The organism is Gardnerella sp. c12Ub_1 (assembly GCF_055804375.1).
In genome coordinates this window covers 1,252,921-1,264,797 of the sequence record NZ_JANUZC010000001.1, presented here as the reverse complement: position 1 = coordinate 1,264,797, position 11,877 = coordinate 1,252,921, and the positions used below count along the sequence as shown (strand labels likewise).

The window sequence follows — 11,877 nt, the reverse complement described above, 5'->3', positions numbered from 1 at the left end:
CAAAAATTGCAAAAACTGCCACGATAACTCGGTAAGTACGCGGATATTTAAAAATAGTTCCAAAACGGAAATATTCTTAAATGTTGATTGTTAGGAACATACAAACTGCTAATAGTAAAAGTTTTTTAAAAGTTTTCTAAAAGCACTATCGTTAAAAATAGGTACGCCTATTTGTGTAGATAAAATCTGCACGTTAGTATGTTGATAATTTACAAAACAAGAATCACAAGGAGGTGCTTATTATGACTAATCCTTTGCGCGGTATACGAGAAGAAGATATCGTCAAGTATTTTAAAGATCACAATCTTTCAGTTGATAAGACGTATGTATTTACAATGAAATACGACCCTTGGTGGAAAGATTTAATCAAACTATTTTTGTTACCTAAATTATTCTATGTAGAGCAAGGCGTTGCTGCGCGTATTATTGCTGCCACTAATAATGAGTTTATTGTTGTTAATCCGAATGTAATTTTAGGCTCGGGTAATCTAGCTAAATTAGACGATAAGTATCTTCGTCGTATTGCGTGGAATCAACTCACTAATTTTGAAGTTATAAATAAGCCAACAACTCAAATAATTCGTTTTACTGCGAATGGTAAAACCGAAGAATGGAGTGTGCCAACGGAAAGTGCTAGCGTATGGCACTTTAATGTGTACAATCTTGATAATTTGAGAAAAACAATACAATCGCACATCTCTTGATAAGTGGATTCCAAAACAAGATACAATATATTGTATGAACACTACTTACGCAATTGTTGATAACGACACGCTTGTATTGCGATATATGCAACTTCTTCTGAAAAGTCGTTTGCCTGAAAACTTTGTTTGTGCATGGATGTGTTCTTCTGCAAAACAAGCTATTCATCGTTGCGTTACAGAAAATACTCCTGACGTACTTTTAGTAGATATGTCAATGAGAGAAATGAGTGGTGTTGATGTAATTAAAGCAATTCGCGAGCGCAATAGCAATATTGTTTTAATTGGCATTACTTCCTACATGCTAGATGAATACGTATTGCAAGTTGCTAAGTCGGGTGGTCAAGCGCTAGTGCATAAAGATAATTTAGCAGACGTAGTTGCAGCCATCCAATCGCGCGCAACAAGCTACGGTTGTCCAGAATTGCCACAATATATTGACTATTTTCACACTCCGCAAGAATCATTCAATATGATTTCTCAACTTCCGAAGACTTCAGTTTTGTCTCCTCAAGAATCGGAAATTATGCGCTTGTGCAAACAGGGGTATTCTACGAAAGAGATTGCAGATCAGCTTAATGTGAAAGTTTCAACAGTAAACACGCATTTACGGCGTATTTATGGAAAACTTCAAGTCCGAAGTCGAATGCAGGCGCTTGCTGCGCTCGCAAAGTATTCGCATGACATATAACGTGTAAGAAATTAACGTGTAAAAGTAGGTAGTTATGAAATTATTAACGCGTATGATCAATTTTTTGCCGCATGATGCCTGGCAGAAAATTGGAATTGGTGTAATCATAAGTTGTACTTTGATTCTTGAAATTTGTTCTTATAATAATCTTCATTACTATTCTAATTGGCATGCAATTACAGTTGAAATAGTATGGATTGTAATATGCTTGTGCATTGCAATATGGCCTCGTAAAGCATCTTTTATTGTGCTCATTTGGATGCCGTTGGTAATTATTGCGCCAAATATCAACTACTCATCTATGATGCTTACCATATTGATCTGTTTGGCAATTGCTGTAATCACTCAGCCTTGGTACACTGTGCTTTCTTCTTGCGGAGTATCTTCATGGTTCTTTATTATCTGCGATTTTCAAAACGCTCATGTGTTAGCGTGGTGGCTTCTTATCGTTCTTATTTCTAGCGCAATCGTAAAATACTATATTTCTACTATTCACCAACAGCAGGAACAGTTATTTGCACAGCGTTACAACGTTTTTCAAAAATATGCCACTATTGCCGCAATTCGCATGCACGATGAAGTAACTAATGAACTTTCCAGCATTATGATGATGGCTCAACAATCTATTGAACCTCAAACGACTCATGACCAAGAGCATGAAAATTCGCGAGAGATTCTTCAACGTGCTACTACAACTGTTCATAGAGCACGTAATATCATTTCTCTTCTTGACAATGCTACAACTGCAAGCACTGGCGATGTTATGCAATCGACTACATGTTATGAAGATTTTTGTACAGGATTACGCGTTTTATTTGATGGTGAGCAAAAGTCATTTGAGAAGCTTGGCTATATTGGTTCCATTGACTTGAATAGTGATTTAGCTGCTGAAGATTCGAAATCAACGCATTTGCCTTTTGAAGAATGTGCTCAAATTGAGTATATTTGCCGAGAACTGCTTGCGAACGTAAAAAAGCATGCTGCAAAGCCTAAAGAATACGCCATGAATGTAATGCTTAATGACCATGAATGTCATATTACGTGTATAAATAGTGCGCAACGCGGTATTCTTGCTAACTTGCAATTAGGATATGGACTGCGTTTTCATAAGATGCTTGCGGAACGCGTTGGTGGAACTTTTAAAGTTATTGAAGATGGCGATTCGTGGATTATTAATGTACACGTTCCGCTTCATGTAGAGAAATAGCCATTGTGCAAGATACTTATTGTGCTTTCTTGCGCGTTAATCGAGTATTTGGACGTGTCTGCTGCATGGCAGATGCAAGTAGGCGGTTAATTTGCAATGCAGAATGCTGTTTCGTTGCTATGTTATACACGTTATCGTGGCAGTTTTTGCTAATTTTGCGATTTTTGCCACGATAACGCATGATTTGAGTGATGCTAGTTTAGTGGAATAACAACATTGACCAGCCAAGTGTCGTCATCTTTTTGCGCGCTTAAAGATCCACCTAAACGTTCCACAGATTTTTTGTGGAATAGTAGCCCTTTGCCAAAAACAAGCCTTTCACCAAACTTATTCAACGTCGAAATCGAATTCATACACATTATTTTGCATTCGCGCTCATCAACCGTAACATTCATAGAAAAATCAACGCTAGTATTGCAATGCTTGCGAATATTAGTAAGCAGCTCGCTGCACATGCGAATAGCACATTGAGCTTTTTCGGCATCAACTATTGCAGATGCAGCAAAATCGTTACTTACCGAACTTTCATCATTTACTGTTAGAGAGCCATAGTACCCAAGCTGCTCACAAATCTTACGTTCAGCCTGTAAGCGCGCGCGAATATTGCATAAGAAATCAGCCAAAGTCATGCAATCATTACCATTAGAACCATAAACGAACTGCGTGCTAGCAATACTAGCAATATTTGAATCTAAAGAATCATCATACTTATGCTCAGCTTGCTCAAGTAGATTAATAACAAGTCGCGTTTTAGAAAGCGCATTACGAGAATGCTCAACAATCTGCTCTAGCGACTCTTTTGTATGATCACTTTTCTCGGCATACAAAGCATCAGTCGCAAGCAATGTAATATCCGTAATCTCATTGTTCACATCGTCGTGCAATTGCAATGCAACAGAAGCAATATAAGACTGGAACTCACTGCGCACAATATCCATTTTTGCGCGATTATTTTCTTCCAACATGTTCAAATACTTGCGCAAAGCGTAACCGCAAATCATGGAAATAAGAATAAAACAAGGGAAAGTAAGCGGAATGTACGCCATTTTTGCAAAGTACATAATATTCAGCGAAACTATGTACGCACAAAGCAAATACTTCCACGAATCATAAAAGCCTGCAACAAGCATGCTAGCGAGCAGCGCAAAAAACACGCAGGTTGCATTTACGCCTGGTACTGCTAACGTTACGCAATATAAAATCGGAGTTACGAGGGATATTTGACGCGGAAAAGCAATCATAAGAAAAGTTGCAAACATCCAAATGTATTGGCACGCAGATTGTAATGGGTTGCGCCACAACCAAGCTGTATTGCAAGATTGCACATCCATTGACACTACAAGAATCGCCAATATTATGAATAAAGTTCGCTGAATTTTCCAGCTTTTAACCAACTCAATAACACGCGAAAATGTTTTCATTAACATGCGCTATCCGTTTCTTGAGAAGGATTCGGGTGATTTTGCGTCGAATCATAAGCATATTGCAGATTGCTAGCTTGCTCACGATTTTGCATTGCAGCAAATGCGGATATTGCTTGCACGCGGTTAGAAACGTGCAATTTTTTGTAAATCCTATGAATATGCGTGTTAATAGTGTTTGGCATAAGACCAAGTTGAGCCGCAATCTGATTTGTTGTGTAGCCTTTAGCAAGCAAATCCATGATTTTTAGTTCTTGAGGCGGCAAAACGCTGCGCGACCTTGATTTAGAAAGTCTAATAAAAGATTCTTGCGGAGTAGCAAAATCGTAAGCAACATTCTTAACGCAACGGCAGCCATACACGTGCTGATTATCGCAATATTGCAAAGCTTCTGCTAGTCCTTTGAAATTGTCTTTAGCAACCATAGCTTGCCCACCAACTTGCGAAACCATCGAAGCGTAGGATCTACAATCGTACGAAGTCATGCCAATTAAAACAATGCTGTTGTTTTGTTCACGAATTGCGCGTATTACCTCTACTCCAGACATGTCTTTCATTGACATATCTATCAAAATATAATCCGGAGTGGTTTTTGTTACTTGGCAATATTTCAAAGCTTGCACGCCTGATTTTACGCACCATTTGCACACGTACTCGCTTGGCAAAAGCTTGCTGAGCACGTTTCGCATAACCGCTAAAACTAATGGGTCGTTATCTACTATTGCATACGTTTTTGGCATAATGGCTTTCTTGCAATCACACGCTACTTTTCTTATATTCTACTTTATAAACGCGCGCAAAGTAGGGCAAATTGTGTAGTAATAAATGATTACAAGTAATGCACGTAAGTCAAATTTGGTTATAATAAGTAACAATATGTGACTTTTGGTTGCGTTGAAATTCATATTCAATAATGATTGCAGCAGGATTATATGACAAAACGATTAGTAGTATTACACTCCGCAGAAGTAGCTGCGATGGCGCTTGCCTCAACAGCTGCTTTTATGCGTAGCTTTGACTTTTTCGTTTTGTGGCTTGTTCTAGGACTTCTTTCTGTTGCATTGTATTCTTATGCATATTTTTTCTTGCGTAAAAGCGTTATTAAAGAAAAAAATGCGTATATAGAAAATAATATATCTAAGATTGATGGCGATGGCGCTAACAGCATAAGTAGTGATGTTGAGAATACAGAGAACAACAAAGATTACATAATTACGCTTGAGCAAGAACGCAAAAAAGTCGAATCACAAAATAAGCAAATACTCAACAATTACTCAAATAATTTAATAAATATTATTTCATGCTTTATTTGTGGGCTTATTCACGTTCCTTGGATTTATTACTACGGAATTGCAAACGGCGTTTTAACATTGGTGATTTTGTGGCGAGTAATAAAGCGCCCACAAGGTCACCCTATTGATGAAAGCGATTTTTAAAGATTTAAGACTTTAAGGATTTAAGCTTATTGCTGATCTTCCATTGAAAGATTTAATCCTTTTGCAGCATTGCGAAAATATTCTATGTGATCGCCATAACCGTCTGCAATAATAGCATCCTCTTTTACAACAAAAGAGCCATTTTCTAGCACAATATATTTTGTAAAGAATTCTTCTAATTGCTTAGCTAATTCATCAATTTCATCTTGCGAAAGCTCTTCGCTACTATTTTCCGCAAAGTTATCTTCCTGCTTTTGAATTTGATTAATGCTATTTTCGCAAACTTTTCCTATTTTGTTTACGTTATCTTCTGGCTGCCAAGAGTTTATGCCAAAATCACTCATGCTTACACTACCAATATTTGCGCTACTCATGTTTGTATCTCCTTGTATTTGTAATATATTCACAACTTATATTCGCAACACATATTTTCAATATATTTGTGCGTTGCTTTAAGTCTAATTACAAACATTTTCCGTGCAATCTTGAGTACTAAGTTCTGAGTACATAGTATTTCTCGAAGACTTGCAGCATTTATACTAGAAATACAAAATGCATACGAACGATAAGCAATGTACATGAATTAGCTACAATGCTCACAAACAAAACAGCAAATTGGAAGGGAAACAACTCATGAGCAAGGACTCTATAAAACTTATTAAAAAAACGCTTATTTGGATTCTTAAGTGGGCAATATTTACAGCAATCGAATTCCTTCTTTTGTACGTTGCGCTTATATCTTGGAATCATGATTTTGCACAGTTCATGAACGAATACAGAAATGCGATTATTCCATTTATGGCAGCAACTGGAGCTATGGCAGCGGCGATGATTCGCGACGAAGGCACTATTCTTGAAGTCAAAGATTAAGGTAGATATGGTACTAAAACGCAATATTGCAAACAATAAGCAATTTATGATATAACTTCGTTACGCCGTGACTGCGCCATATTGCAGGTTTGAGGTTAATCTTCAACACGGCGTCTATTTTTATTATTTCAATTTTCAATAATGCAGCTACCATTAGGCACGGCGACTACTCCGAATCCTTCCGCCTTACCTTGACTATTTCTACGAACGTTATTTCTTATCATATTATAAAAAGTTGAATCTCTTTTAGAGCATTTTCTATAAACTGCTCCTGCAACTAAATCTGCAAACTGTACACCTACGCTGTGATGCGAAGCTGCTATAAATAATCCTTCAATTAAATTGTTATAATCAGCTCGATGTGAGTCATGATTATTAAGCAGGTCAAAATGGAAATCATCAAGTTGCTTATTTTGCTTACTATTACGAGCATCAATAACTATCATTCCGTAAATTAGATTATGTAAATATTTATGAGCTATTGTGTTTAATACAAATACGAGTATACTTTTACCTTCTACGGGTATAGTGTAGAGATTGTACTAATACAATGCATTAACTAATGCCAAACTTCAGCAGATAATATGGAGCTAGCAATGAGAAGAAATAATAAATATAAAAGCATGCGCATACTTACTACTTCAACTATCATTGCAGCAATGTCACTACTTTCTGTATGTCCAATAAGTGCATTAGCTATTACTCCCCCATCAGCAGAAGTAACCGTAACTAACCCAGCTCCAAAAACACAACTTGTTGTAGATGGCACAAACGGATTAGATTCCAACGATGGATCTGAAAGTAAGCCATTAAAAACTATTCAAAAAGCTCTTGAAAAAGCCACACAAAAACCTGCAAATATCAACATTAAAGGCAATTTTTCACTTAATGCACCTATAGAAATTCCACAAGGCATTACACTTTCTATCGATAAATCCGGCGCCACAATAACAGGCTCGAATAATGCCAACGATGGAATCACGCTGAAATCTGGTTCCACACTTCGCGGTGACGGCGAATTGAAAATGACTGCATTTAAGGTAGCACTTACAGCAGAAGAAGGCTCTCTTATTACGGACGGCACATACAATTTCAAAGATAACGGAGTAGAAGACAGTCACGGAATCTACCTTGCGGGAACAATAAAAGGTACAAGCAAAGATAAATTAACAATTACCGCTGACGACAACTATGATACAAATTTTTATGCTGATGGTATTACTTTCGAAAACGCTACTATTAACGTTAAATCACAAATTCGCACATGGTTTGATGCAAGAGATTTAACTTTGAAGAATTCTTCACTTACTGTAGCAGGCTTTGGAATGTCATACTACGTAAACAAATTAAACATGGATAATTCGGAGTTTGTGATTAATAAAATTGGTTGGAGGCACCCAACTGGTTTAACAATTCAAGGCGACTCAACTGTTACCAATAATTCACGAATTGTTGCGAATGCAGGATCTACAGCAGGCATTTCCGTTGGAATATCAAACGGAAAATTAACTGTTACCAACTCTACTCTTGAATTTAATAATGGTGGCGCCGGCGGCTTAAATGTAAATACCGGAAAAGTAATTATCTCCGATTCTACAATCAAAGGCAATGGAAAAAATAGTGGAGCGCTTTTTGGAGCTCAGGAAAACGGATCTATTGAACTTAGAGAAGACTGCTTAATAGATAGCCCGGCAATCAAAAATGCAGATGGTGGAGCTGGAACAGGAAATAGCTATGTTGTTACTGGAGGCTCGCACATGGTTACATATGCTCCTGATTATCACAACAACAGGGGAAGCACTGTTCCTGTAAACGGTAAAGAAAACGGTAATGAAAGGCTAAGTCTCTTTACTCTTGCTGATAGTTCTGTAAATGAGATAAAACCAATTAACAAAAATGGAAATGCCTACATATACTCAGTTAAAAAAGCTTCTAAAGATAACAAAAAGCACGTATGGGTTCCAGCAGCAAAAGTGACATTCGAGCTCAATGATACAAATGCTGAGGATTCTAAAAAAGCTAAAGAAGCTATATTCTCTGACTTTTCAACTAAAGCAAAAGAATCCCTTGCCGTACGAGGTTACGCATTAAACTTTGCAAAAACAGTTGCAGGAGGAAGTACTGAAGTACCAGCAAATCCAATTGCTCCTGGATATAAGTTCCTCGGGTGGTTCTGCAAGAACGCTCAGAATAGCGAGCAAAAATTTACTGAAAAAATGATAATTAAAAGCGACACAACAGTGTACGCAAAGTGGGAAAAAGATCCCTCATCTTATGCTGTTCGCTACCATAATTGCGCTCAAGATGATGCAACATACCTTGTTAGTGAAACTAGTCCAAAACGCACCAGCAAAGTTCTTTCATTCGATGAAGTTATTAAGAATAATGCAAAATTCGCTCGAAAGGGAATGGTCTTCAAAGGTTGGACTACCGAGGAAAACGGCAAAGGCAAGACTGTAAAAGCAGGTAGCAATATTTCTATATCGCAGAGTGAAAACTTAATTGACTTATATGCTAATTGGGAAGAAAAAGAATTTACAGTAAAATTCTCTGCGAATGGCGGAACTTTCTCCAATAACAGTATCTTTAAGACGAATACAAAAGTATTTGAGATTAAAGATGAAGATGGCGGAGATGTTGCTGTTGTGAAGAAAACAGCAAAATTTAGCGAAAACAGGACGCTAATCAATCTTATTAAAAGCTTGGATAAAAGTGTCAGCATAGACACTCCTGGCATTAGCGGCAAAGCAAGTTCCGATTCAGATGCAAATTATACGAATCTTGCCACGCGCAAATATTATCATTTAATAAATGAGAAAAAAGAAAACTCATTCTTTGGCTATGTGTATAGCACAGATTACTGCTACTGGTTCAAAGACAAGGATGGAACAGAAAAAGCTGACATTAATGACAAATCACAAGTGAACGATGATCTTACCTTCTACCTTAAGTGGGAGCTTGATTCAAACGTCGAACAGATACAACCGGAGACTCTTGATCTTCCAGCAGATTTATTAACTGGCGATAACACAGCAACTACAGCATACAAAGTTACACCAGGACAAACTATTGATTTCACTGGCACAATCACAGCTTCAGTAGTGAAAGACCAAATGAAAGCGATAGAAAATACTTTTAAAACAGTGAAAGAGGAAAATTATAGCAATATTGCTCTCAGCGATATGACATCTTCTTTCACGGCTACATTTACTATTCCAGACGGTTTAACACTGCCTAAAAATATCACAAAAAATACGCTTAAGCTCGATGGGTTCTCAGATACTTTTGCTATCCAGAATGTGAAAGTTAAAGGCAAGACTGTAACAGTTACTATTAATTTGAAATCTGGCATTACAACGTATGCAGCATTGAAGGCAGCAGTACAAACAAATCTTGGCGACACAATGAAAATCACTATTCCGGGAATAAAGATAAACCAAGATTTCTCCGGAAAAGCTACAATCGTTGGAACCGTATCGGGCTCATTCCACGCAGCTGCAACATTTAATGAAACAACGAAATTATTTGACTTTACTTGGAATGGCTCACAAACAAGCGAAGGGAAAAACTCTGACGCAGCAGCAGGTGCTAATGGTATTTCTCTCACCGTAGAATATGATCCACCAACTCCACCGACTCCACCAACACCGGAGCCAACGCCTGATCCGGAGCCGACACCAGAACCGGAACCAACACCGTGGCCAAAACCTGCGCCACTACCAAAAGAAAATCCAAATAATAAAATCGTAGAAAAGCACAAAAACGAGAATAACCAACTTCCAAAAACAGGAAGCGAAATATTACTGACTGCCTTTTCTGCGATTGCAGCATTCGGACTTGCTGTAGTAATCGCAAAATTAAAGCGCATAAAATAAATAAACAATAATAGGGGTTAGTACTGAAGCAACTGCAGCACTAGCCCCTATTAATTACAGACGAATATTCAACAATATAATCACGGTTATATTAATCACGGTATATTAAAAATTAAGGTTGCTGTAAATTATTGCGCGGATACGATTGAAGCCTCTTGACGAGCAACGTCAAGCGCTTTATTGAAGGCATCACTAGTCCAACTTGCTCCAGCAACAACCGAAATATGCAAATCTTTTAACGGTTTTCCAACGATTTTTCCTGGAATAGCCTCACTAAAAGCGCTCATGTGTTTTTTGGAGATTGGCGTAAACGGGTGAGACGTTATTTGCACACTGCTAATATTTCCATTTGCAACGCTTAAATTCACGTCAATGCTATCTTCTGCAACTGGCCCATACTTAGCTTTGATTTTGTAATCGCCATCTTTGTAATTGCCAGTGTCTGTTTTAGGCGAATTTTGCTGATTTTGCTGATTTTGCTGATTTTGTGAATCCTCACTTTGCGCAGAAGCGTGCGATTGCTGAGCGCCAGAATCGTAAGACTTCGAAGCATTGCCACTATCGTTTTCGCTTTGACCAGAGTTTCCTGCAAACTCATCATTCATTGGAACGGCACTTGGCTCACCGCAAGACGCAAGAAGCGCACTTGAACTAGCCAAAACCGCAATCGCAGCAACCGTTTTTGCAATTTTTTTAGACTTCAAATCATCACGCAAATTGTCGCAGCGTGAAACATTGTGAAACATATTGTCTAAAATCATAAATCATCGCCTTTAAATCTTAAATTAAAACTATGCACAACTAATCATCTAAAAACTAATCATCTAAATTCGCTAATTTAGGCGACTTAGTAGGCTCATGATTTTGCAAAGATTGCGCAACGCTTTCATCAACATGCGCACTCGTAAACGCAGGCTTGCCACCAATCACCTCGTACGCTTTGCGCGCCTCCTCATTATTCCAGCGCTCCCCAACAAGCACACCGTGGTTGAGCATAATTTCACGATCCGCGCATTGAGCTACCAAAGAATCGTGCGTTACAACAATAATCGTAGTGCCTTGGGAATGAAGCTGCTTAAATAAGTCGAGTACAATCTGCTCATTCTTTTCGTCCAAATTACCAGTCGGCTCATCCGCAAGAAGCAACTTCGGGCAGTTAATAAGAGCACGCGCAACACACACGCGCTGCTGCTCACCACCAGAAAGCTGACTTGGTAAATGATGTGCGCGGTCCTTTAATCCCACGCGTTCCAAGGCTTCCATTGCTTGCGATTCATCTACAACTGAATGATAATATTGCGCAACCATCACGTTTTCTACGGCTGTTAAATGTGGCACAAGATAAAACTTTTGAAACACAAGACCGATTACGTTTTTACGAACGTCTGCAAGCTGACCCGCGTTCAAATCCTCGAGTTTGCGGCCTTGCAAAGCAACGGAGCCTTTAGACGGCGAATCCATGCACCCAATAATGTTCATTAGCGTAGTTTTGCCAGAGCCGCTCGAGCCAACAATCGAAAGCCACTCGCCTTGCGGCACAGTAAGCGACAAATCGTCAACAGCGCGAAGAGAGCCGTAAATCTTGGAAACATGGTCCAAAGTCAACAGCATTTCTGGCTTTGAATCTGTATTTTCCTGCCTATTTTCTACATTATCTGCCATATCAAATCCTTAAA

Annotated in this window: 12 protein-coding genes; 6 read left to right on the top strand and 6 right to left on the bottom strand. The window is 38.3% G+C overall.

Annotation, left to right across the window (positions count from 1 at the left end):
* Positions 1-242 precede the first annotated feature (242 nt).
* From NYP65_RS04950 to NYP65_RS04940, 3 genes are read left to right on the top strand one after another with little or no spacing between them, the layout of a single operon-like run.
* Positions 243-704, top strand: a complete 462-nt coding sequence (locus NYP65_RS04950; RefSeq protein ID WP_004131591.1) for a hypothetical protein — start codon at positions 243-245, stop codon at positions 702-704.
* 34 nt (positions 705-738) lie between these two features.
* Positions 739-1,392 (top strand): response regulator transcription factor, encoded by a 654-nt coding sequence (locus NYP65_RS04945; RefSeq protein ID WP_004131589.1) that lies wholly within the window; start codon positions 739-741, stop codon positions 1,390-1,392.
* Between the two features lie 34 nt (positions 1,393-1,426).
* Entirely contained in the window at positions 1,427-2,599 is a 1,173-nt protein-coding gene (locus NYP65_RS04940; protein WP_004133576.1) for a sensor histidine kinase, read from the top strand.
* A gap of 194 nt (positions 2,600-2,793) precedes the next feature.
* On the opposite strand, the gene NYP65_RS04935 is transcribed toward NYP65_RS04940, so the two are convergent.
* Both NYP65_RS04935 and NYP65_RS04930 read right to left on the bottom strand, forming a co-directional pair.
* Entirely contained in the window at positions 2,794-4,026 is a 1,233-nt protein-coding gene (locus tag NYP65_RS04935; RefSeq protein ID WP_060785828.1) for a sensor histidine kinase, read from the bottom strand.
* Positions 4,020-4,760, bottom strand: a complete 741-nt coding sequence (locus tag NYP65_RS04930) for a response regulator transcription factor (protein ID WP_020759145.1) — start codon at positions 4,758-4,760, stop codon at positions 4,020-4,022. Before NYP65_RS04930 ends, NYP65_RS04935 begins: the two co-directional genes overlap by 7 nt.
* Positions 4,761-4,952: 192 nt before the next feature.
* On the opposite strand from NYP65_RS04930, the gene NYP65_RS04925 reads away from it, so the two are divergent.
* Positions 4,953-5,456, top strand: coding sequence for a hypothetical protein (locus NYP65_RS04925; protein ID WP_018631968.1), 504 nt, complete (start codon positions 4,953-4,955; stop codon positions 5,454-5,456).
* Between the two features lie 26 nt (positions 5,457-5,482).
* Here NYP65_RS04925 and NYP65_RS04920 read toward each other — a convergent pair whose 3' ends face one another.
* A complete protein-coding gene (locus tag NYP65_RS04920; RefSeq protein WP_018631966.1) occupies positions 5,483-5,830 on the bottom strand; it encodes a hypothetical protein in 348 nt (115 codons plus the stop codon).
* A 259-nt stretch (positions 5,831-6,089) separates the two neighbouring features.
* Here NYP65_RS04920 and NYP65_RS04915 point away from each other — a divergent pair, with 259 nt between their 5' ends.
* The gene (locus NYP65_RS04915; protein ID WP_032813307.1) at positions 6,090-6,326 is read left to right on the top strand and encodes a hypothetical protein; all 237 of its coding nucleotides are present in this window, start codon (positions 6,090-6,092) and stop codon (positions 6,324-6,326) included.
* A 128-nt stretch (positions 6,327-6,454) separates the two neighbouring features.
* Here NYP65_RS04915 and NYP65_RS04910 read toward each other — a convergent pair whose 3' ends face one another.
* A complete protein-coding gene (locus tag NYP65_RS04910) occupies positions 6,455-6,832 on the bottom strand; it encodes a DUF3800 domain-containing protein (protein ID WP_308299570.1) in 378 nt (125 codons plus the stop codon).
* A 78-nt stretch (positions 6,833-6,910) separates the two neighbouring features.
* Between NYP65_RS04910 and NYP65_RS04905 the strand changes: the two genes are divergently transcribed.
* Positions 6,911-10,201 (top strand): InlB B-repeat-containing protein, encoded by a 3,291-nt coding sequence (locus NYP65_RS04905; protein WP_346284182.1) that lies wholly within the window; start codon positions 6,911-6,913, stop codon positions 10,199-10,201.
* A gap of 128 nt (positions 10,202-10,329) precedes the next feature.
* On the opposite strand, the gene NYP65_RS04900 is transcribed toward NYP65_RS04905, so the two are convergent.
* On the bottom strand, positions 10,330-10,962 hold the full coding sequence (locus NYP65_RS04900; protein ID WP_473410707.1) for an FMN-binding protein: 633 nt from the start codon (positions 10,960-10,962) through the stop codon (positions 10,330-10,332).
* Between the two features lie 55 nt (positions 10,963-11,017).
* On the bottom strand, positions 11,018-11,812 hold the full coding sequence (locus NYP65_RS04895) for an ABC transporter ATP-binding protein (protein ID WP_473410786.1): 795 nt from the start codon (positions 11,810-11,812) through the stop codon (positions 11,018-11,020).
* Positions 11,813-11,877 lie beyond the last annotated feature (65 nt).

Excerpts from the sequence above, each read along its gene's own strand:
- NYP65_RS04950 (WP_004131591.1), top strand. The coding sequence starts at position 243 with ATGACTAATCCTTTGCGCGGTATACGAGAAGAAGATATCGTCAAGTAT.
- NYP65_RS04945 (WP_004131589.1), top strand. The coding sequence starts at position 739 with ATGAACACTACTTACGCAATTGTTGATAACGACACGCTTGTATTGCGA.
- NYP65_RS04940 (WP_004133576.1), top strand. The coding sequence starts at position 1,427 with ATGAAATTATTAACGCGTATGATCAATTTTTTGCCGCATGATGCCTGG.
- NYP65_RS04935 (WP_060785828.1), bottom strand. The coding sequence starts at position 4,026 with ATGTTAATGAAAACATTTTCGCGTGTTATTGAGTTGGTTAAAAGCTGG.
- NYP65_RS04930 (WP_020759145.1), bottom strand. The coding sequence starts at position 4,760 with ATGCCAAAAACGTATGCAATAGTAGATAACGACCCATTAGTTTTAGCG.
- NYP65_RS04925 (WP_018631968.1), top strand. The coding sequence starts at position 4,953 with ATGACAAAACGATTAGTAGTATTACACTCCGCAGAAGTAGCTGCGATG.
- NYP65_RS04920 (WP_018631966.1), bottom strand. The coding sequence starts at position 5,830 with ATGAGTAGCGCAAATATTGGTAGTGTAAGCATGAGTGATTTTGGCATA.
- NYP65_RS04915 (WP_032813307.1), top strand. The coding sequence starts at position 6,090 with ATGAGCAAGGACTCTATAAAACTTATTAAAAAAACGCTTATTTGGATT.
- NYP65_RS04905 (WP_346284182.1), top strand. The coding sequence starts at position 6,911 with ATGGAGCTAGCAATGAGAAGAAATAATAAATATAAAAGCATGCGCATA.
- NYP65_RS04900 (WP_473410707.1), bottom strand. The coding sequence starts at position 10,962 with ATGATTTTAGACAATATGTTTCACAATGTTTCACGCTGCGACAATTTG.
- NYP65_RS04895 (WP_473410786.1), bottom strand. The coding sequence starts at position 11,812 with ATGCTGTTGACTTTGGACCATGTTTCCAAGATTTACGGCTCTCTTCGC.